21 protein-coding genes and 1 pseudogene are annotated in these 20,473 nt (G+C 56.4%); 9 read left to right on the top strand and 13 right to left on the bottom strand.

The window, feature by feature from the left end; all coding sequences use genetic code 11:
• Positions 1–703: 703 nt before the first annotated feature.
• A complete protein-coding gene (locus tag A3220_RS14070) occupies positions 704–1,216 on the bottom strand; it encodes a hypothetical protein (protein ID WP_062375378.1) in 513 nt (170 codons plus the stop codon).
• Positions 1,217–1,556: 340 nt separating this feature from the next.
• On the opposite strand from A3220_RS14070, the gene A3220_RS14065 reads away from it, so the two are divergent.
• From A3220_RS14065 to A3220_RS14045, 5 genes are all read left to right on the top strand, one after another.
• Positions 1,557–2,180 carry a hypothetical protein gene (locus A3220_RS14065; RefSeq protein ID WP_252860477.1) on the top strand — a complete coding sequence of 208 codons (624 nt, stop codon included), beginning with the start codon at positions 1,557–1,559 and terminating at the stop codon, positions 2,178–2,180.
• Positions 2,181–2,219: 39 nt separating this feature from the next.
• On the top strand, positions 2,220–3,254 hold the full coding sequence (locus A3220_RS14060) for a WYL domain-containing protein (RefSeq protein ID WP_062375376.1): 1,035 nt from the start codon (positions 2,220–2,222) through the stop codon (positions 3,252–3,254).
• Between the two features lie 73 nt (positions 3,255–3,327).
• Positions 3,328–3,831 carry an opioid growth factor receptor-related protein gene (locus A3220_RS14055; protein ID WP_062375374.1) on the top strand — a complete coding sequence of 168 codons (504 nt, stop codon included), beginning with the start codon at positions 3,328–3,330 and terminating at the stop codon, positions 3,829–3,831.
• Between the two features lie 97 nt (positions 3,832–3,928).
• Positions 3,929–5,008 (top strand): PA0069 family radical SAM protein, encoded by a 1,080-nt coding sequence (locus tag A3220_RS14050; protein WP_062375373.1) that lies wholly within the window; start codon positions 3,929–3,931, stop codon positions 5,006–5,008.
• A 38-nt stretch (positions 5,009–5,046) separates the two neighbouring features.
• Positions 5,047–5,340 carry a winged helix-turn-helix domain-containing protein gene (locus A3220_RS14045; RefSeq protein ID WP_054641096.1) on the top strand — a complete coding sequence of 98 codons (294 nt, stop codon included), beginning with the start codon at positions 5,047–5,049 and terminating at the stop codon, positions 5,338–5,340.
• On the opposite strand, the gene A3220_RS14040 is transcribed toward A3220_RS14045, so the two are convergent.
• Genes A3220_RS14040 through coxB form a run of 4 tightly spaced genes read right to left on the bottom strand, consistent with a single transcriptional unit; the run spans position 5,261 to position 11,517 of the window.
• Entirely contained in the window at positions 5,261–7,525 is a 2,265-nt protein-coding gene (locus A3220_RS14040; RefSeq protein WP_084812786.1) for a cation-translocating P-type ATPase, read from the bottom strand. The two genes, A3220_RS14045 and A3220_RS14040, sit on opposite strands and share 80 nt — an antisense overlap.
• A 56-nt stretch (positions 7,526–7,581) precedes the next feature.
• The gene (locus tag A3220_RS14035; RefSeq protein WP_054641095.1) at positions 7,582–7,926 is read right to left on the bottom strand and encodes a hypothetical protein; all 345 of its coding nucleotides are present in this window, start codon (positions 7,924–7,926) and stop codon (positions 7,582–7,584) included.
• 4 nt (positions 7,927–7,930) lie between these two features.
• Entirely contained in the window at positions 7,931–10,456 is a 2,526-nt protein-coding gene (ctaD, locus tag A3220_RS14030) for a cytochrome c oxidase subunit I (RefSeq protein ID WP_062375371.1), read from the bottom strand.
• Positions 10,453–11,517, bottom strand: a complete 1,065-nt coding sequence (coxB, locus tag A3220_RS14025; protein WP_084812785.1) for a cytochrome c oxidase subunit II — start codon at positions 11,515–11,517, stop codon at positions 10,453–10,455. The genes ctaD and coxB overlap by 4 nt, the downstream gene beginning before the upstream one ends.
• A gap of 68 nt (positions 11,518–11,585) precedes the next feature.
• Between coxB and A3220_RS14020 the strand changes: the two genes are divergently transcribed.
• Positions 11,586–12,044, top strand: a complete 459-nt coding sequence (locus A3220_RS14020) for a DUF2231 domain-containing protein (RefSeq protein WP_062360241.1) — start codon at positions 11,586–11,588, stop codon at positions 12,042–12,044.
• 49 nt (positions 12,045–12,093) lie between these two features.
• Here the strand turns inward: A3220_RS14020 and A3220_RS14015 are convergent, their stop codons facing one another.
• The 8 genes from A3220_RS14015 to A3220_RS13980 form a co-directional block, all read right to left on the bottom strand.
• Positions 12,094–12,519 carry a CopD family protein gene (locus A3220_RS14015; RefSeq protein WP_044630638.1) on the bottom strand — a complete coding sequence of 142 codons (426 nt, stop codon included), beginning with the start codon at positions 12,517–12,519 and terminating at the stop codon, positions 12,094–12,096.
• A gap of 92 nt (positions 12,520–12,611) precedes the next feature.
• Positions 12,612–13,412 carry a DUF2797 domain-containing protein gene (locus tag A3220_RS14010; protein WP_062375368.1) on the bottom strand — a complete coding sequence of 267 codons (801 nt, stop codon included), beginning with the start codon at positions 13,410–13,412 and terminating at the stop codon, positions 12,612–12,614.
• 46 nt (positions 13,413–13,458) lie between these two features.
• On the bottom strand, positions 13,459–13,743 hold the full coding sequence (locus A3220_RS14005; RefSeq protein ID WP_058578321.1) for a DUF1315 family protein: 285 nt from the start codon (positions 13,741–13,743) through the stop codon (positions 13,459–13,461).
• A 41-nt stretch (positions 13,744–13,784) separates the two neighbouring features.
• Entirely contained in the window at positions 13,785–14,636 is an 852-nt protein-coding gene (locus tag A3220_RS14000; protein WP_062375366.1) for a rhomboid family intramembrane serine protease, read from the bottom strand.
• A 200-nt stretch (positions 14,637–14,836) separates the two neighbouring features.
• Positions 14,837–15,823 carry a metallophosphoesterase gene (locus tag A3220_RS13995; protein WP_058578319.1) on the bottom strand — a complete coding sequence of 329 codons (987 nt, stop codon included), beginning with the start codon at positions 15,821–15,823 and terminating at the stop codon, positions 14,837–14,839.
• A 1-nt stretch (position 15,824) separates the two neighbouring features.
• Positions 15,825–16,757, bottom strand: a complete 933-nt coding sequence (locus tag A3220_RS13990) for an NAD(+) kinase (RefSeq protein WP_062375365.1) — start codon at positions 16,755–16,757, stop codon at positions 15,825–15,827.
• Between the two features lie 112 nt (positions 16,758–16,869).
• A complete protein-coding gene (locus A3220_RS13985; protein ID WP_062375363.1) occupies positions 16,870–17,739 on the bottom strand; it encodes a carboxylate/amino acid/amine transporter in 870 nt (289 codons plus the stop codon).
• Positions 17,740–17,825: 86 nt separating this feature from the next.
• A complete protein-coding gene (locus tag A3220_RS13980; protein ID WP_044629749.1) occupies positions 17,826–18,350 on the bottom strand; it encodes a YqaE/Pmp3 family membrane protein in 525 nt (174 codons plus the stop codon).
• Positions 18,351–18,532: 182 nt separating this feature from the next.
• Here A3220_RS13980 and A3220_RS13975 point away from each other — a divergent pair.
• The 3 genes and pseudogenes from A3220_RS13975 (at position 18,533) to A3220_RS13965 (ending at position 20,434) form a co-directional block, all read left to right on the top strand.
• A pseudogene (locus tag A3220_RS13975) lies at positions 18,533–18,905 on the top strand (CBS domain-containing protein).
• 278 nt (positions 18,906–19,183) lie between these two features.
• On the top strand, positions 19,184–19,543 hold the full coding sequence (locus tag A3220_RS13970) for a hypothetical protein (RefSeq protein WP_044629751.1): 360 nt from the start codon (positions 19,184–19,186) through the stop codon (positions 19,541–19,543).
• 27 nt (positions 19,544–19,570) lie between these two features.
• Positions 19,571–20,434: an AraC family transcriptional regulator gene (locus tag A3220_RS13965; RefSeq protein ID WP_062375361.1), complete on the top strand. Its 864-nt coding sequence runs from the start codon at positions 19,571–19,573 to the stop codon at positions 20,432–20,434.
• Positions 20,435–20,473: the final 39 nt, after the last annotated feature.

Genomic DNA, 20,473 nt, shown 5'->3' with positions numbered 1-20,473 from the left:
AGTAGGAGGGGGAGTCGCCTCCCCCGTCCTCTCACACCACCGGGCAAACGGATCCGTACCACGGCGGTTCCTGTCCCCCATTATCGGGCTGAGCTTCGTTCCGCTGAATTCGCTCGCCTGTGTGCTCTGAGCGCTTCGACAGTCTTTGGGCTTCCGGCCCGCCATACAGTTATCGAGAGCCCTCCGGGGAGGCTTCTGCTCGTACACATCAGAGAGTGGTCAACTATCCACTCGTGACAGGTTCAGCCCTTCAGCTCTTGGTTAGAGAGCCTAATATGGCCTCTGCTGACTCCTGTTCGCCCATCCCGACACCTCACGGTGTCGGTGGCCAGTGGCAGGCGAACAGGCCTCCCAGGGTAAGACGCGCGACCTTCCTCCCATCTACCCGCCGCATCTACTTCCACATCTTCTGGATAGCTATTGGGCTTCGAGTTTCATGGCCCTCTCGCCCAGATGTGGCTGCCTCATATGCGGTTCCTGTTCGTCGGGCCAGGAGTTTGCCTACAGCTTCCTTCAGATTCCGCCTCACGACGAACACCCTTGCTGTTCAGCTAACGGTTCCCGCTATCAGGGTCCGTAGGGGACTTTCACCCCCAAGTCATCCGGCCAACCACCACGGCGGACCGGATAGCGCCTAATTGGCGCTGCGCGCCATGCCTGGCGCACCATAAAAAAGCACCGCCCGAAGCGATGCTTTTTACACTTAAATTTTGCCGAGATACTGCATTTCATCAAGCATGTGAGTAGGTACATCCTCAATTAGCACTAGCGTAATTTCAGATTCACCCTCCGCTGTGGTTGCTACGTTTTCACCTAGTGATGCATTCAGGGTGTCAGGCGTAAGGTTGTACATGGCACCAGTAAATGGATCGACAATCAACCACCCAATCAACCCACCGAAAATAATATTACCACCGATATACCAACCATTCGGGCTAGCGTTAATCATCATCGTGCGGCTTTCATAGCCATCCTTGGAAATTTCAACCGTATAGGTTTTACCACCGAAGTAGCTTCCGTCAGATTTACGCAATTGCACCGTGGTCGGCGTATTACCGGAGTGCACTTCCATGCTACGCTCATCAGTGATTAGCACGTTTGCGTTGCTAGGACTGCTGTTGATCGTAATGCTTTGCTCCTTCTCGCCTACAATAGTAGCGCACCCAGTCATTAGCGATACGGTAGCAATAGCAGCGGTCATCTTCAGCATTTTCATTACAATAATCCCTTTTGATCCATAGTTATCGTAGTGGCTTTGGCCACTCTTCCATTACGCAGCCACCATGGCCACGCATTTGGCTTTATACCAAATTCTATTTATACCCCATGCTCCGACATCTTATGTCGCAACATATGCTTCATGCTAAATAGCGGAGAGGAGTTAATGATAGTGAGGTTACCATTATGACTTATGGCGGGCTAGTGTTTCAGGCTACTACTTTCTCTTACTGCCCTCCTCTCCACATAACGCCTAAGTATGCATATTCAAAAATAACGCGACATTAGTTGTCGCATCATCACTATAACGTGCACCTCTAACATCGCGGAGGGTTGAGATGATGGTGATGATGCCCGGTTGTTTAATCTCTGATGATTGCGCTCGGCAGGAGCTGGCGAAGTGGCAGGCGGATCGCGACACATGGGCCGAAACGCTGCCTGTTATGAGCTTTTTTAGCCAGTTCTTAATGTTGTCTCCTATTACTGATCAACATTTCGGTAGCGCCAGCACCGATGGTAAGTTTCTCTATTTTTGCCCACGCTATAGCGCCACACTCACAGAGGAATCGCGCCTCTATTTACAGGCGCATCTGATTTGGCACTGTGTGGCAGGCCATCTTACCGCCCCCTTGGTGGCTAGTCGGCATCGTTGGCACCTGGCCTGCGACCATGAAGTGAACACGCTGCTGCTGGCGTTAGGTGTTGCACTACCGGTTGATGCACCGCTGTTCCCGGTGTGCGTGGGCCGCAATGCAATGGAGGTGTATCGCTGGTTGGAGGGGCACCCTGACACATCGCTCGAAGTGACGGCAGATACTCACCCTGCCGAGCTTTGGTGGCACTTGCCCAATGCGCAACCCGATGTGCGAGTTGCCATGCTCTGGCGTCATCGCGCTCACCTAATCGCTAAAGAGACCAATGGGTTACCCGAGAGAGTCGCTAAGTTTTGTGAGGTTCGGTAAACTCTTCATCTTTATCACAGTGGCCAAGGTTGGCTTATTATGTCCGAAGCACGCGACACGCTCTTTCGTTATTTAACCATGCTGCAGCTGATTCCCCGCTTTCCTGGGCGTATCGCGACCCCTGTGCTAAAGGAGAAGCTTGCCGAGCGTGGTTTTAAGATCGACACTCGCTCCCTACAGCGTGACCTTAGCCAGAAGCTCTCCACTCAGTTTCCGATTGGCTGCGACGATAGCCAGAAGCCTTACCGCTGGTATTTTGATCGTGATTTTCAGTGCCAGCTACCGGCACTGGATGTACCCAGCGCCTTAACGCTGGTGCTAGCGGAAGAGTATTTAAAAGGGCTCTTGCCTCCGGTGGTGGTCGGGCAGTTATCGCCCCACTTTACCGATGCTCGGCGGTTATTGGATGAAATGAACGCCAACGGGCTTAGCCAATGGGCGCGAAAAGTACGCGCCATTCCCAACGGTAAAGCGCTGATTCCGGCTGAAATAGATGAGTCCACTTGGCAAACTATTTCTGAAGCCTTGCTTGAGCAGAAGGCAGTTGATGTCGTCTACCTGTCGCGCTCTAGCGAAACAGAAAAGCCGTTCACGCTTCATCCGCAAGGCATCGTCAGCCGCCATAGCGCGACCTATTTACTGGCCCATGTAAACGGGTTTGAGGATTTGCGCCAGTTTGCCCTGCATCGCATTAAACAAGCCACACTCAGCCAGCACCCCTGGCAGGCACAACCTGATTTTGATATTGACCACTACATTCAGGGCGGCGCGTTTGGTTATCGGCAAGGGCCGAGCGATGTGACGCTGGAAGCGGAGATCGCGAAACCTGTGGCGTGGTTGCTGCAGGAAACACCGCTTTCTGAGACGCAAACCATTGAAGCCCTCCCCGACAGTAACTGGTACTGGTTAACCGCCCAAGTACCTGATGACCAGCAAACCCTCTGGTGGCTGATGGGCATGGGCGCCAATGTGAAAGTCACCGCTCCTGCCGCGTGGCGTGAGGCATTAAAAAAGAGTGCTGAGCAGGTACTAGCACACTACCAGGACACAACGCTTTCCTGCGAGACACACTGAGGCTTTGTACGAAAACTGCCTGCGCTCGGATTGGCGCTGCATGGCCACGCTGAAACGTTAATGGGGAGACATAATGGATAACGATACCCGCTTACTCGCGTTTTATCGCGGTGAATCCCCCGATCATAAAGGGCGTTTACTTGAAGATATCTGGGCGCTCTCGCCTTTTTGGCTAGAGCATACCCACGATTATATCCAGTGGCTGTTTCCTATCCCAGAAGCGAGTCGTTTTAATAGCTTTGCGCCGCTCTTAACGCCTGCGGTGCAAACAGCTTTTGCGAATGACGAGCACTTACGCCACCACCAGCAACGCTCACTGGATGTAATGTTAAATTTTTTGGGGCTAACACGGGATGGCAACATCATCACCGCTCAGCCAACGCTATCGATACAAACCCATATCTGGTTGAAAGCCGGGGGCCATAACCACCTGCGTATTACGCGCATGATTCGGTCGTTAGCGTTATGCCACCAACCAACTTTGGCCCGCGCGCTCCAACAAGCGGTGATTGAGATTGGTACGCAGCATGGCGTGGTATCAGAAACGACACTACAGTACTGGCACGAAGCATTTTAGCTCAGCATGAGCTAGCAGCGTCGTGCTTGCACCCTCTTTCATACGCCATATACTGTATGTTTAAACATATACAGCGACATATCTTACGAGGTGGCAGATGGCGGCGTTTGACCCTTCCCGCACTACCGTGCATAAAGGGCGTGGTGCAACCTACGACCCACATAACCGCTTCGCCCCTACCCGCAGCGTGGCGGAGGATGACGGCTGGTGGCAAGAGGAGGCCACCACCTCGCTGGCAACAGAAGTGCGCGAGGAAGCCAGTAAAAGCGCGCTCTCTTGGAACAACTCTCCAGATTTACCCTTTGATCGTTCGCTTAACCCGTATCGCGGCTGTGAGCATGGCTGTGTCTACTGCTATGCGCGCCCGTCACACGCCTATTGGGATTTATCGCCGGGGCTGGATTTTGAAACCAAACTGATCGCCCGCCACGGGCTGGTGGAGCATTTAAAAGAGGAGCTTTGCCACCCCCACTACGTTTGCAGACCCATTAACCTCTCCGGCAATACCGACTGTTACCAGCCGCTAGAGGCCACCTACCAAACCACCCGCCGCTTGCTGGAATTGCTGTTGGCTTGCCGCCACCCGGTGACGCTAGTGACGAAAAGCACGCTGATTTTGCGGGATATAGATCTACTAGCAGAAATGGCAGAGCATCGCTTGGTGCGGGTGTTCGTGAGTTTGACCAGCCTAGACGCTAACCTAAAGCGCACGCTGGAACCCCGTGCGGCATCGCCGCAGGCGCGCCTGAAAGTGATTCGTGAGCTAAACACGGCGGGAATACCGGTGGGCACGCTGGTATCGCCGATTATTCCCGGCCTGACCGACCACGAAATTGAACGCATTCTGGAAGCCGCCAGTCGTGCCGGGGCGCGCACCGCGAACTGGATGCTGCTAAGGCTACCCCACGAGGTCGCGCCGCTGTTTGAAGCGTGGCTAGAAGCCCACTACCCCGAGCGCGCCGCTAAGGTAATGAGTTTGATGCGCCAGTGTCGGGGCGGTAAAACCTACGATGCTGCCTTTGGTAAGCGCTTTCGCGGTGAGGGAGTATTCGCTGACTTAATCGCCCAGCGGTTTCAGCGTGCTAGCCGCCAGTGGAACATGCAGCCACGCACCGAGCAGGGGCTGAATACCCGTGATTTTCGCCCGCCCCGGGCACAGGGGGATTTATTTGATTAGACTGCTGGAATACCCATCACTAAGAAGACGCCCTCTCCATGTCGCTCAGCAAAACAAAATCCAGCTTTTACCGCCGCCTTTACGTGGCCCACTTGATTGAGCAAGGCGTGGCCAGCGTACCCGCGTTGATGGAAGCCACCGGCATGCCGAGGCGCACCGCCCAGGACACCATCGCGTCGCTCGGCGAGCTAGATATTGAGTGTGTGTTTGAAAAAGGCGACGGCGAGCGCCACAACATTGGCCATTACACCATTAAGCAGTGGGGCGCGATTGACCCGCAGTGGGTGGCATCGAACGCTGAGCGCTTAGGGCAGGCATTGGGCTATCGCTAGCCTCGTCAGGCTCTGCCCACGCAAGGCACGCTGTATTTAACGTCACGCTGAGCGAGCTTGCTGCCATCGCCAGCACGGCGGCCAAGGGCGGGACCGCCATCATGGTCACCAGCCCAAGCGCCAGCGTGTTGTAAAGCGCCGAAAACACCAAGTTTTGCACCATGACTCGGCGGGTGCGCTTAGCCAATGCCAATAGCCTCACGATACCGCTCACCCCAGGCCAAAGCAGCTGTGCGGCGGCTCCTTCGCGGGCGGCTTCGCTGGCTTGCATGGGAGCGACGCCTACCCCGGCTTCAGCAAGGCTTAAGGTATCGTTCACCCCGTCGCCCACATAGAGCGTAGGCGAAGGCAGCGCTTTGAGCAGTGCCGCTTTGGCTTCCGGCGAACGCTGGGCGTAGCAGGCGGTTTTTGCTAACCCTACCTGCTGGCCAAGCCAGCCCACCGGCCCCTGGCGGTCGCCGCTGATCAGCGCCACGATGTACCCTGAGCGCTGTAGTTCGGCAAGGCTTGCTTTCGCATCGCTCACCGGCTGGTCGGCACAGTAAAGCGTGGCGAGCCAACCGCGGCTGTTGGCCACTACCACCTGTGAAGCAAAGGCGTAGTCAGGGTGTTGGGCGTTATCTGGCAAGGGTGTGCCAAGCTGCTGCTCTATCCATGCGGCGCTACCTAACCACCACTGCTCTCCGTTTTGAAACGTTACTTGCTGGCCTTTGCCGGGATGATCTTCAATATGAAGTACGTTATGAAATACTTTATGAAATACTTTATGAAGCGCTTTGGGCGGCGTTGCTGTTTCAGCCTTGTTCGCCCAGTCCAGCAAACCGCTGGCTAGCGGGTGTTCGCTTTGACTAACGGCGCTGTGCAGCATCGTCTGAAAAATCGTGAGATCTTCGCCTTGGCGCAGCGCGGCATGCACTACCTGATGCTGCCCACGGGTGAGCGTACCGGTTTTATCGAAGGCAATACCGCGTACTTTCGCCAGGGTTTCAAAAGCAGCAGGGTCGCGAAGCGCAATGCCCTGCTGTAACGCTTGGCTGCTACCGGCAAGGCTTGCCAGCGGAACCGCCAGCCCCACCGCGCAGGGGCAAGCCACCACCAAAACAGACAGCGCACGCACAGCAGCGTCTTCTAGACCAAGGCCCAATAGCAGCCCGAGTGGGAGTGTCAGCACAGCCAGCAGCAGCGCTACGGGGCTTAGCCATGAGGCAAAGCGGTCGGCCAGCTTGTGCAATTCGCCCTTTTTTGCCTGGGCGCGGCGCATTTGCTCGCACAGTTTATCCACCCGCCGCTGGCCGACGGTGGCCGTCACAGTCACCTTCAAAGGCGCAGCGTTTAGCCTCGCCGCATAGCGGCAGCCCGCATAGACGCGCTGCCCAGCATGCAGGTAACGGGGCACGCTTTCCCCAGTGAGCGTGGCGGTGTCCAGCCAGCCGGGCGTGTCCAGCAGGCCATCCAAGGGCACCTGCTCACCAGGAGGCACTTCAATCACGGCTCCTATGGAGACTTCCCCAACGGGCTGCGTGTCGCGCTGCTCGCCTTGGCAAACCACCACGTCATCCTCCGGCAGCCTTAGTGCATCAAAGGCTTTGAGCCCCTGCTGCCTGCACAGGGTTTCAACCAGTCGGCCCACTAGAAGCAGCACAATCAGCATCACCGCAGTATCAAAATAGACCTCTGAAGAGCCGCGCAGCAGCAGCCCTACCGATACCGCCATGGCGCCAAACACACCCAGGCTTACCAATACATCCATGCCGGGGCGTCGGGCCAATAGCGTGCGCCACCCCGCTCGGTAAAACGGTAGGCCGGAATAGAGCACGACGGGCAGTGAAAAGGCACCGGACACCCACGCGACGACCAGCTCTATGGTGGCATTGGGCAGCGCACCCACGTAGATCAGCAGCGACGCCAGCATGGTCCACATACCCAACACTGCACCTACAATCAGGCGCAGCGTGAGGTAGCGGCTCTCTTGGGCTAAGCGCTGCTGGGCATCTTGCACTGGCTCTAACTCGCTTAGCCGATAGCCCAGCCGCTTCACCACGGGGGCTAGCACCGCCAACTGGGTTGCTGCGGGAGCGCCGTTTACCCATACCGTTGCAGTAGGGTAATGAACGCTGGCCTGAGCGACGCCCGGTACGCGAGCTAGCGCGCCCTCTACCGCCAGCGCACAGCTGGTGCACCACATGCCATGAAGCGTATAGAGCGGTGCGTCGTCATTAGCAGGCGAGTCACTGTTCACGGTTACAGACAAGGCGGCACGCCAATGATGGGTAGCCCCGCAAACGCCACGCCAAAGGCAGAAAACAAGTAGAGCCAACCGGATACCACGGCATGAAAGCGCTGACGCCCCTGATGCTGCTTGGCTGTGCGGCAGCACCCCCAGGCCAACAGCACAAGCCCAGCAGCACAGAGAAGGGTAAAACCGCCCAGACCTGCGTTGAGTAGCGTGAGTGATCTTGCCTCCGGCGGCGGTGGATTTACCGCACAGGCCACCGATAGGCCGCTATAAACGGCCACAAACCAAACGCTCCAGAGCGTTAGTCCCACTATCAAATGGATAGGGTGGGTAAAGTTAAGTCGTTCCATCGCCCTACCCTCCTAACACGCGGGGCAGCACCGCTAGCGCCCCTATGAGCAGCCCAAAGGTGACCACGTTATAGCGCCAAAGCAGGGCTACTACGCCCGGCTCGAAGGGAGCATGAGCGCCCACATAGCCATAGCCCACACGCAGGCCTTGAAGCACGGTCAAGACGACCGCTAAACCGCCGTGGAACAGGGCGTAGACAAGGCCGACCAGCATCACCGCATCGTGGGAGGTTTGCGTGGGGGCAAGCTCGGCTTGCCACAGCGCCCAGCCCGTTAGCCCCACTTGTAGTGCGCCTAACGCAGCGGCTAAATAGAAGCCTGCACCTAGCCCGGCGTCACGCTGCTGGCGCAGCCCACGTACCAGCTTTTCCATCACACCACAACCGGCTAAAACCGCTACGCCAGCTGCACCCATTAATATGAGCGATAGCGGCGGCGACTCTGGCATCTGCCATTGCGGTGAAACGGTCCAAAGGTAGAACCAGCCAAACAGGTAAGAGAGATAAAACGATCCGTTGGCGATCAGAAAAACACCCATCGCCCAGAGGCCGGGGCCATCCATGGTGCGCGAGTGAAGCGGTGGGTCGCCGGGTTTGACGCCTGCATCCGGTGCCGCCTTGGGGTGGGCACCGTTCTCCCAGGACCAGCGCAGCAGAAAGATACCGGCAATCATCACGAACACGCCTGCCAACGCGTACACCTTGGTCAGCAGGCTCAGGCACACCACCGCCAGCGCGGCAGCGGCAAACAGCGGCCACCAGGAGTTACCGGGCAGGTGGATAATCTCGCGCACCTTGCCTGAAATTGGATCGGTGCCCCACATCTCCCTTCTGCCGTGGGAAGCCACCGCCAACGAGTGCTTACCCTCGGCCATGGTATGAGGCAGATTTGGGTCATCCCACAACGGGTGGCGGGTTTCGACATTGGGAAGGCTGACAAAGTTATAGGCGCTGGGCGGCATGGTGTTGGCCCACTCCAGCGTATCGGCATTCCAGGGGTTATGCTTGGCAGGCTTGCCAAACCGAAAGTGCAGCGCGATATCCAGCAGCACCATGGCAATCCCTGCCGAGAGCACAAAGCTGCTGATGGATGAGAGCAGGTTAAAAATCTCCCAGCCCGACCCTGCTTCATAGGTGTAAATCCGCCGGGGCATACCGAGCAGCCCGGTCCAGTGCATGATCAAGAAGGTGCCGTTAAAGCCCAGGAAAGTAAGCCAAAACCCCCAGCGCCCCAGGTTTTCGGAGGGCATTCGCCCGGAGAAGAGCGGCAACCAATAGTAAAGCCCGGCGATCAGCGGGAAGAACATGCCCCCCACCAGCACGTAGTGCATGTGCGCCACCACAAAGTGGGTGTCGTGCACCTGCCAGTTAAACGGCACCAGCGCCAGCATGACGCCGGTTAACCCGCCGCACACAAAGATAATTAAAAAGCCCATCACCCACAGCATGGGCAGCTTCATTTTGGGTTTGCCAAGCCAGAGCGTGGCTATCCAGACAAACACCTGAATCGCCGTGGGCACGGCCACTAGCATACTGGCCGCCGAGAAAAACGCCTGGGCCAGCTGCGGAATGCCAATGGTGAACATGTGGTGAACCCATAGCCCAAAGCTGATAAAGCCCATAATGGTGATCGCTGCCACTACCCAGCCGTATCCCACGATGGGCCGCCCGGCAAACACGGGAATCAGCGTCGAAATAATCCCGGCAGCAGGCAGAAAGATGATGTACACCTCTGGGTGGCCAAACAGCCAGAAAAGATGCTGCCATAACACTGGATCGCCGCCGCCCGCAACTTGGAAGAACGGCATGCCGACCGCGCGCTCGAGTTCTAACAACACGCTGCCCAAGATCAGCGGTGGGAAGCCCACCACGATCATTAGCGCCATGGCGAGGATATACCACGCAAACAGCGGCATCTTATGCAGCGCCATGCCCTGAGTGCGGGTGCGTAAGATAGACACCACCAGCTCCACCCCCGCCGAGAGCGCCGATATCTCCACAAAGGTGATGCCCAGCAGCCAAAAATCAGAGCCCAAATCCGGGGCAAACTCTTTACTGCTCAGCGGCGTATACATAAACCAGCCGCTTGAAGGCGCCATCTCAATAATTAGGCTGGAGGTGAGGATAATCCCGCCAAACAGGTAGCAGAAATAACCCAGCGACGTTAGCCGTGGGCACACCAAGTCACGGGCACCAATCATTTTAGGGATCAGGTAAATCGCCAGCCCCTCCAGCATAGGGATGGCGAACAGAAACATCATCACCGTGCCGTGCATGGTGGTGACTTGGTTATAGATCTCCGGCGACATAAAGTCCTGGTCGTGCATCGCCAGTTGGGTGCGCACTAGCATGGCGAGAATGCCGCCAATCAGGAAAAACACCATCCCGGTGATCATAAAACGCAGACCTAGCGTTGTATGGTTCACGATGGTGAGGGCCTTTAGCCCTTTCGGGTTACCCCAAATGTCATGTAGGTCTTCGTGTAACTGCTGCGGGTCCTGCTCTACCGCCTCTTGATTCACGCTCTTCATGGGGTCAAGGTCTCCAGCCAAGCACCCAGGGCATCCAAGGTGTCCGTATCAATATCGTCGTGGGCGGGCATTTTATTGCCCGGCTTCAGAGTTTGGTGCTGCTGCAGCCACTGGCTCACCGCGCCCTCTTCCATGGCCATCACACCGGCACCCAGCATCGTGCGGCTACCGACATCCGAGAGGTTCGGCCCTACATCGCCCTGGCTGACGCCAGCCACTTGATGGCAGCTCGCGCAGTGGGTCGCAAAGGCCTCTCTTGCACCATCATGAGTGGTATCTTGCGTCGCTAATTCGCTTAGTTCTGCGTCTTGGCGAGCTGCCAGCCATGCATCGAATGCTTCACGAGGCACGGCTTCGACGTACAAATGCATATGGGCATGGCCCACCCCGCACAGCTCGGCACACTGGGCACCAAATACGGCGGGCTCATCGGCTTCCAGGCGAATTTTATTCACCCTTCCTGGCAGCATGTCGATTTTGCCGCCCAGGCGCGGCACCCAAAACGCGTGAATGACATCCGCCCCGCTCACATGAAAATCCACCGGCTCCCCGGCGGGCATGACGAGCTGGTTAGCGGTGACGACTTCGCCGCCTTCGGCGCCTGGGTAGCGTACCTCCCACCACCATTGGTGGCCGATCACTTCAATCACTTCAGGCGGCTCGCCTAGCGGGAGCGGTAGCATGCGTTGCCCGGCGGGCACCCCAAACATCAGCAGTGCAGTCACACTGGTGATCGGCAACACAAGGCCTCCACCAATAATCCAGCGGCGGGCAATGCGTCGTTCTTGGGCAGGCGTGCGCTCCACGTTGCGCGGTTTGAAGGCATACAGCCAAACCACGGTGACACCAATCAGCACGATGGTGGCAAAGCCCAGCATTACCCACCAAATTAACCGAACGTCTCGCGCGGCGGGCCCTGCAGGGTCTAAGATAGATCTGTCGCCTGCACAGCCTGCCAAACTTATTACCAGGGCAGGCCCCAACAGACAGGCGACTCGTCGGGTCCATCGCGGCGATACATACGGAGTGACGGTGGACGTAGCGCTATTGCGTTCCCTCATTAGCGTTTTCCCTGAAGTGCAGTTGATCTATCCGACTGTTTCGCTTTGTCTAACCACAGGAAGTGACGATGACACCTACTCCCCAACGCTCGATCAAAAGCCGCGCGTCGCTGGCTGGCCATCCACTCCATCCGGTAATGATTCACTTCCCGGTAGCGGCGCTGATGGCACTGGTCGCTTGCGATATCGCCTACTGGTATACCCAAGATACGTTTTGGTTGCGCGGCGGGCTTTGGCTGGCGGGTGTTGGCGCGTTTGGCGGCTGGATTGCGTCGGTGGCAGGCATTATTGACTTGGTCTCGGTAGCACGCATCCGTCGACTGATTACTGGCTGGAGCCACGCCATTGTGGCTGTGGTCATGCTCTCTCTGGCGTCGCTGAACTGGCTGCTGCGTTTCACTGAGCCCAGTGCGGTGCTGCCGTGGGGGTTGGCCATCTCGCTGGTAACGGCCGGTTTGATTGCGCTGGCCGGGTGGCTCGGTGGCCAACTGGTGTACGAGCACGCGGTGGGCGTTGAAGTAGAATAGTAACCCGAGCGGCTCAATGGCAGCCCGTAATAGGACATTGGCCATTGAGCTAGCTCCACTCCAGCGGTTTAGAGAGCACAAACCCTAGCACCCCAAAGATGCCTACCAGCGCCAACAGCAGCGCACACAAGCTGGCTGCCTTCACCCCTTTAAAAATTCCCATTTCCAGGCGCAGGATGAGCCAGCCAAAGCACCCGTGAGCGGCCACCATTAACACCACGGCCCCTAGCTTGAGTATTAGCCAGCCCCCTAACAGGCCATGCAACAGAAATAGCAACGTGCCTGAAGCAATCGCCGCAAGGGCCGCCGGCGTGGCGATGGAATTATAGAAAAACCGCGGCATGGGCGGTGTGCCCTGGGCGAAGCCAGCGTCTTTACGTAGCTGAAGCGCCTGTAATAAAAGTGCAGGCAAATAAAGAAGAGCGCCGCACCAAATGACCAGCGCGGCGATGTGCAGCAGTTTTAGCCATGGCATCGAGGCTTCCTTGCGTGACTAGGGCAGAGTCTATTGTGACCCTGATAACCTTAGTCAACCGATGCCATTCTGGCTAGGCAAAACGCCAAGTTTCACTCCACCGAAATCTCGTAACCTGTGAATTTACGTAGATTTATCACACCCGTGTCGAACATGAGGTACTGCCCTTTCACGCCCTGAAGGATGCCTTCAACCAGCGGCTGCTTATCAAAATTATGAGAGACTACTTTGCGGGGAAACGCAGCCACAGGATAGTCGAACTGCAAAGGAGCCTCATCCAACGTGCGAATGGCGTCTTCGCCGTGAACACTACGTAGCTGGCCTAAACCGTCTGCCAGTGTGTTTAACAATCGGTCACGCTCAGCGCGCAGATCAAGGGGATCGACCTCACCTTTGACCATAGCGCGCCAATTGGTGCGATCAGCCACCTGCTCTTTGAAGAGCATCTCGACGAACCCGGACTGCTGGCGGGTATTCACTTCGAGAATCGGCAGCGCCTGAATAGCGCCTTGATCCAACCAGCGAGTGGGCATTTGTGTTTTGCGAGTAATGCCCACCTTCAAACCGGAAGAGTTAGCCAGATAGACGATGTGGGGCTGAAAGCAGTGCGCCTCGCCCCACTCCGGCTCGCGGCAGGTGCCTTGGTAGTAGTGGCAGGTCTCTGGCTTCATGATGCAGGTATCGCACTGCGCCAAGCGCTTAAAGCAAGGGTAGCAGTAGCCTTGTGCAAAGCTTTTTTTGGTTGCCCGACCGCAGTGAGTACAGGCAATGGCACCGCTCCATGCAAGGCGCATGGGGGAGCCAATACGCTCATTCAACGCCACCCGATGCTCACCAGCGCGCAGATGGTAAACCACTTGCTCGTCTTGGCGGCTAGGCAGTGCCGCCGCCATTTTTTGCAAACACCCTTTAACGGGAGAGACCTCGGGGATTAACAAATCAGTCACGCGTGGCATCCCGGCCAAGGCCCGCCATTTCTGGGCTAACGCCTGCGCCTGTCGCACCTGCCCCACAGGTACGCCGCTCCAAATAACCTACGCGATTCTCTTCCGGTACATTGTTTTCAACTTCATAACGCATGACAGCTTCCAAACACAGCTCGGTTTGCTCCGGCGTTAAGCGGCGGCCGTCAGGCCATTTGCGTAGCGACACCCCTTGCTTAAGGCTTTCATAAATCGCAGGCGTCATCTGGCTGATCATTTTATCGAAGGTCATATCGCTCACGGTTAGCACCTCAAGTATTTGCTGCTTTCAAATTGGCGGCGTTAGGCTTTGCTGCGTTTGGAGGAATAATACCAGCCCGTGGCGAGCCCCACGAGCAGCCCGCCCAGGTGGGCTTCATTGGCCACGTTGCCAAAGCCGACGGTACTGGCGATATCGGTCATGGTGAACACCATCCAGCCGAGCATAAACACCACCAGCATTTGCGGCACGAAAAAGCCACTGTTCGGGGCACGGCGGGACATGAGCCACACATGGCCCAATAGCGCATAGACCACGCCGGACATACCGCCAAACAGCACCGTTCCGGTCACGTATTGGGCGACGTTGGCGCCAATGCCCGCTACTAAAAGCAGGAGCAGCATCATTTTACTGCCTTGGCGCAGCTCGATTTGCCGTCCGAAGTACCACACCCACATCAGGTTGAAAATCAGGTGCATCCAGCCAAAATGCAGAAATGCGGGGGAGAGCAGACGCCATACCTGCCCCCCCATCACGGTGTCTGCCAGCGACCCATATACCAATTGGCCGCCGGAGATACCCACCGGCACAATGGTGAGCGCCACAATTAGCAGATCGCCGAAAATGCCGCTTAGGGCAAATACCAGCAGGCTCACGCCGATCATTAACGCCGTGACCGGCACTTGGCGTAGCGTGGCAGCAAGGCTGTGGGCCGCAGGCGGGCGTTTGGGCCGGGTAGCTTCAAGAATCAGCGGTTCGCCTCGCTCCCAGCGGCTAACCAGGGTACGTAACTCTTCATGTTGGCGGGGGTCGGCCACCCAGAGCAGCTGGCCGTCCGCTTCGTCGGTGATCCGGTGGCCAATACGGTAGTGCCATAACGCTTTGCGCAGTGCCTGTGTGTCTGCGCCCGCGGGTAAGAGCATGACTGGATGCATGGCATCTCCCTTCTATCCAAGTGGTGGTCGCGCTTTAGCGCCGCTTTACCAAAGGATAAACAAAAAAATCCGGCGGAGGGGGCCGCCGGATAAAAGCAAGGGATCATTCAAGGGAACACTTACTCTGATAGCCGGCAGCTAGATTAGTTCAGCAGTTTTGCAAAAATTATGTAACCATTTGTAAATCATCCACAGCACGCTTAATCAAAATCTATTTCCCAGGGTTTGGGCAGCGCACGCTCCTCTTTAGGTACTTGAATCCATACGAAATGATCAGCGTTCAACTGGGTTTCACCGCTCCAACGATAGGCAACCAAACGGCCAAACTTTACGGCGCTGTAATCCAAGCAGGCGATATTTGCGGCAGGCAGGGCGGGAATTCCTTCGCACCAGTAGTGGCCAATAAACAGTGGCGGCTGCTCTGGGCCGTAATAACTTAGCCGCTCTCGCTCACTGTCGGTGAGTGGTCGCGCTTCCAAATCGCCGGGCAGGTTATCTGGCTGAAATACCACATCTCCCCACTGCTGCGGGTTAGCTGCCCAAAAGTGGGCGCGAAAGCTTTGTCGGGTAAAACCGTCCCCCGAGTGAATCGCGACACCTTTTGGTAACCGGATATGGGGGCCACGGGTAAGACGATCAAGTATTCGATACGCCTGGGAGCCTGGGTCGTTGGACTCTACCAGAAACTGATCATCCATTCGGGCAGTCGGTAAGCGCTGCTTGAGCTCGCTGATCAGCGCATCATCCCAACACGCGTGTACCACGCGAATACCGTCTAGCTCTAGAAACAGCGGAATGGTTTTGAACCAGGCCAGCGTGTCTTCCCACTCGTTGGTATGGTGGCGATACTGATCAAGAGTGTCTTGAATAATGCGGTTGTGGCGCGGGGTATGTTCGCGCAGCCAGCGCTTGTGGCTGCCAGAGGGCGCGGGATGGGTATAGGCCAACGCGTTATACTCGTGATTGCCCATCACAATATGCGCTTCGCCCGCCTCTACCATGCGCCGTGCAATGGTCACCGCCAAGCGAATACGTGGCCCGCGATCAATCAGGTCGCCCAAAAAAATTACTTTGCGCCGCGGGTGGCGATAAACACCGCCGCGCTGGTGGTAACCCAACTTCTCCAACAAAGCCGCTAGCGTAGCGCCGCAGCCGTGAATATCACCGATTAAATCGTAACCCTCCATATCAATCCCCTAGCCGGTGGCTCCAGCCGAGTTTGCTGCGCAGCACGTCATAAAAATTGTGCCCAATCGGGTGCACGAGCTGAACGCGCTCCGGCTTACGAGTGATCACCAGCACATCGTCAGGCTTAGCCACCGCACGCGTTTGACCATCACAACTGATATGGGGATAGGTTTGGTTGGTTTCGCCAATATGAATGCGTATTTCGCTGGCCGCATCAATCACAATGGGCCGACTGGAGAGCGTGTGCGGGAACATCGGCACCAGCGTCACCACATCCAACTTAGGGTGCATAATCGGCCCACCACCGGAAAGCGCATAGGCGGTAGAGCCGGTTGGAGTGGCGACAATCAGCCCATCGCTGCGCTGGCTGTAGACAAACTGCCCATCGATAAACAGTTCAAACTCAATCATGCGGACCGCTTTACCGGGGTGCACCACAACTTCGTTAAGCGCGTCGCCATTTCCTACGGCGACCCCATTGCGGTAGAGCACGGCATCCAGCAAGAAGCGCTCTTCAACCTCAAACTCCCCCGCCAGCACTTCGCCTACCCGGGTCTCTAACTCATCGGGAGAAATATCGGTTAAGAAGCCCAGCCGCCCGCGATTGACGCCTAGAATCAGCGTACCGCTGCGGCACAGGGTGCGTGCAGCGCCTAACAAGCTGCCATCGCCGCCTACCACAATCACTAAATCGCACAGTTCACCCAACATGCGGCGGCTAGCTTCAGGTAAGCCGTGTTGGGGCAGCGCCGTGGCGGTGCGGTCTTCGATGAGTACCTTATAGCCATGTTCCGTTAAGTAACGGACCAAGCGTTGAAGCGAGTCGACAACTTTGTCGCTGCCTAAGCGGCCAATCAAGCCAATCGTCTTGAACGGCTTCACTGGGTGACTAAGGCTACCGGGGTTGGAACCTGACGATGGGGTATTAGACATGGGCGACTCTCGCTAGCATCAGCCCACATTATGGAGAGGAAGACAGTATCGAGCAAATCACCCGGTGCGGCAGAGATAAGCCTTCCGCACCGGGAAAAATCAGCGGTTTAGCTTAGGCAGCCGCCACCTTGCGGCGCTGCAGCCACCAGTGGTTTAGCCACAGCGAAGCGCCCATGATCGCCGCCCCCAAAAGCAGTTTGCCCACATCAGCATCGCGGTTCCAAATCACCAGGTTAACGACCAAACCAGCCGGCACCAGCGCATTGTTCATAATCGCCAGGGTGCCCGCATCTACCCTGGTTGCCCCTTGGTTCCAGGCAAAATAGCCAACACCCGATGCCACCAGCCCCAGCCACGCCAATACGCCCCACTGCAGAGTGATGGATGGCAGCGCGGCGCTATTACCAAACAGCAAGAAGGCAGGCAGCGCTACCAGCATAGCCCCGATAAAGAACCAGCCAAACACGTTATGCCAAGCAAGAGTGGGCGGCAGGTCTGCCGCTAGGCGGCGGTAACCGACTTGGCCGATGGCGAAACATAAGTTAGCGCCCTGCACGACCAAAAAGCCGAGCCAGAAGCCGCTGTCGATGCCGTCGTAACGAATCACCCCGGCGCCTAGTACTGCCAAAATAGCTGTTACCAAATAGATCGGCGTAAAGCGTTTGAACATCAGGTCATCCAACAACGCGATATACACCGGCGTAAAGATGGTAAACAGCAGCACCTCCGGCACGGAGAGTAGCAAGAAGGAGTGATAAAAGAAGGTGTACATGATGCCTAACTGGATCGCGCCCAGCGCCATCAATGCCAAGCGCTGCTTACCGCGCAGCAGGCTTGGGCGCAGAAAAGGTAGGAACACCAGCATTGCCAGGGTCACGCGGACCAGCACAGCAAAGTAGCTATCAACCTGACCCGCCAAATACACACCAATTAAAGAGAACGAAAACGCCCAGAGCGCCGTTACGCCAACCAAATAGCCCATCAGTAAACCTCAAGCAAGAAGAAAGTTGACGGGGATTATACGCCTTTAGAATCCCCTGCCAATGGGCCAAAAGCGTAAGGCGGTTTTTACCGTTTATTCAGCCAAACAAGTGCATAGACAACACCGGGTAACCAACCTATTAGTGTCAGCACGACACTGATTAACACACGCTGGGCCCCGCCTTCGGTTAAACCAACGGCTAAGGGCGGTAGCAGCACGGCCAGGGCGCGATAAGCTAGCTGTAAGTTGGCAGGTTCTTTCGCGGGTGTGGCGGGTGGTTCTGGTGAAGTTTTTTCTTCAGGGGCTATAGGCTTCGCTGAGGGGGTAAAGTGCCCAACGGCCGCTTGTGCTTTCTCGGCCTGCTCCTTTTCATGGGCAAGCGCTTTACGGTGCGCCTCTTTATCTATTTTTTGCTCTAGGGTGTCTGCGCCCTCTGCCAAGTCGTCGTGGTAGCGCTCCCAATCTTCCCAGTCGTAGGGTGTCCCCGAGTTGGGCCGATGACTGCCTGCGCCACGGGCACGCTCCCAGGCTTTCTCTTCCAGCGTATTGGGCCTGTCAGGGTCTCGATCTAGGCCAACGCCTTTACGGTTCAGATATTCACGAGCATCCATAACGACTCCTCACAGCATTTGAAGCGGGCTTGAAAAATTGGCAAAGCGTTGAATAGAGACAGTATGGGGGCAGCACAGGATGAGTTAAATCACCTACAGTAAGAGAATCGGCAGTGGCCTGTCGATCACGTTAAGGAGTGTTCCAATGAATAAAAAAAATCCCGGATACCGTACGCGATATTATGTCTCGCGACTGCTACCGTGTCTCAGGAGAGACATCCATTACGACGCTTGCACAAGGGCTCGCCCTGCATCGGCTGCCTGGAGCGCCAGTCGTAGATACGTCAGACCGCTTAATCGGCTTTATCTCTGAGCAGGATGTTCTGGGGCACGTGCTCGACAGCATTTACCATGACCACGAAGCGCCGTTGGTCCGAGAGTTAATGCGTCAGGACGTGCTCACTACCCCCCCCCAATAAAAGCGTGACCGATTTAGCGCAGGAAATGCTGGGCGCGAAACCGAAAATTTATCCGGTCGTCGAACAGCATCGCTTAGTGGGCATCGTCACGCGTCGGGACATTTTGATGGCCTTACTAATGATTCGCCGCCATTAGACGCTTGAACACCTGCGGCATGATGCTAATAAAGGTACCTACAAAAAAAACCGCTGCTTGAAACAAGCAGCGGAAGCAAGGGATCGAAAACAATAGCCAGAACAACACTATTAGCGACTGCTATCGCGATGTTGTCTGTACATACTCAGACACCCTGCAGAGAAAAAGTTCGCAAAAGGTTAAAATTTTCGTCTCAGCAGGCGCAGGCGTATACTAGGTGGCTATTCTCAACTGGGCGCATAAGCTGGCGTCTATCCTGATGTGGCCAGGAGCTATGCATGGCACTTTACTTACTGGTGTTTGGCGTTTGTTTACTGGTAATGGGGGCTGTGTTGCTGGTGCTGATGAACGCAGGAACGCCTCGCTACCGCACCGAGCCCAAGGATCTGATCGCGCTGTTTGATAAGGCGCTGGAGAGCAAGGTCAGCGAGACCGAGTGGAATGCTCTGATTGGCTACCCTATCCGCCATGATGAGTATTTAGACAACGTTCGCCGCCGTGCCTCACACCTAATGGATACACACGGGCGACGCTGGCAGATTGCTCAGGGCAAGCCGCTCCTCAACCAAGAGGGTTACGCGGAGCTAAAAGCATTACGTGATCATTTAGCGGCACATACAGCGCTTCGTCAGCGCTAACAGAGCAGCAGCGACGAGGAGAACCGTATGCCGAGTACCATTCGTCAAATACCCCTGGAAACGGCGACGAAGCATCACTCCCATGACTTCCATCAGATAGTGATCACGCTATGTGGCTCTTCTGAATTTGAAATCGAGGGGTTGGGCGGCCGTGTAAACGCTTTTTCCGGCTGCATCGTGCCTGCTAACCATGAGCACTACTATTCTGGCAACGGCCATAATCGTCAGTTGATTCTAGATTTACCAGAAGATGCTCCCGCTTTGACGGGTGAGCACCGTGAATTGGTGGCGCTATTTGATGTGCCGCGCTTTTTTGCCTTAGACAGCCCGCTGCGCCACTATCTTACCTTTGTCGAGAGCGAACTGGCCCGGGGATTAGACAACTCTGCCACCTCGTTTCAGCAAGACCGCCTAGCGGCCACGCTGTTAGGCTCGCTAAAAGCCCGCCTAGGTGCCTCAGGGAGCGCTGCCCAGCGACGCATTGACCTTAACCAGATTGACCGGTTTATCCGCCGTCACTTAGCCGATGAGCTGCGGGTGGCCGACCTAGCCAAGCTCGCCTGCCTGAGCGAAGCACATTTTTCTGAGCGTTTTCGCGCCCAAACCGGCCTTTCACCCTGGCAATATGTCCGCAGACAGCGCCTTCACGCAGCGCGTCAACTCATCATGCAAAGCCGCTTACCACTGACCGATATTGCCATTCAAACAGGGTTTGCCAATCAGAGCGCGCTGTCCCATGCGTTTCGCCGCAGCTACGGAGCCTCGCCGCGCCAGCTACGCCAAGGCTTTGCCAGCCCCTCCTTAGATACCAACAATCGTTCAACGGCTCATTCAACGGCGTTATCACCCTCAGCCACCCCCGCAGGGGCAAGCGTGCTCTCGTCTCGCTGATATTACGTTGGTGAGTGTAGTAAAAAAGTCGCGTTGTTT

Origin of the sequence: Halomonas sp. KX33721, assembly GCF_001596805.1 — a bacterium.
In the GTDB taxonomy this organism is placed as follows: Bacteria; Pseudomonadota; Gammaproteobacteria; order Pseudomonadales; family Halomonadaceae; genus Vreelandella; species Vreelandella aquamarina.
This window is presented reverse-complemented; position numbering and strand designations above follow the sequence as displayed.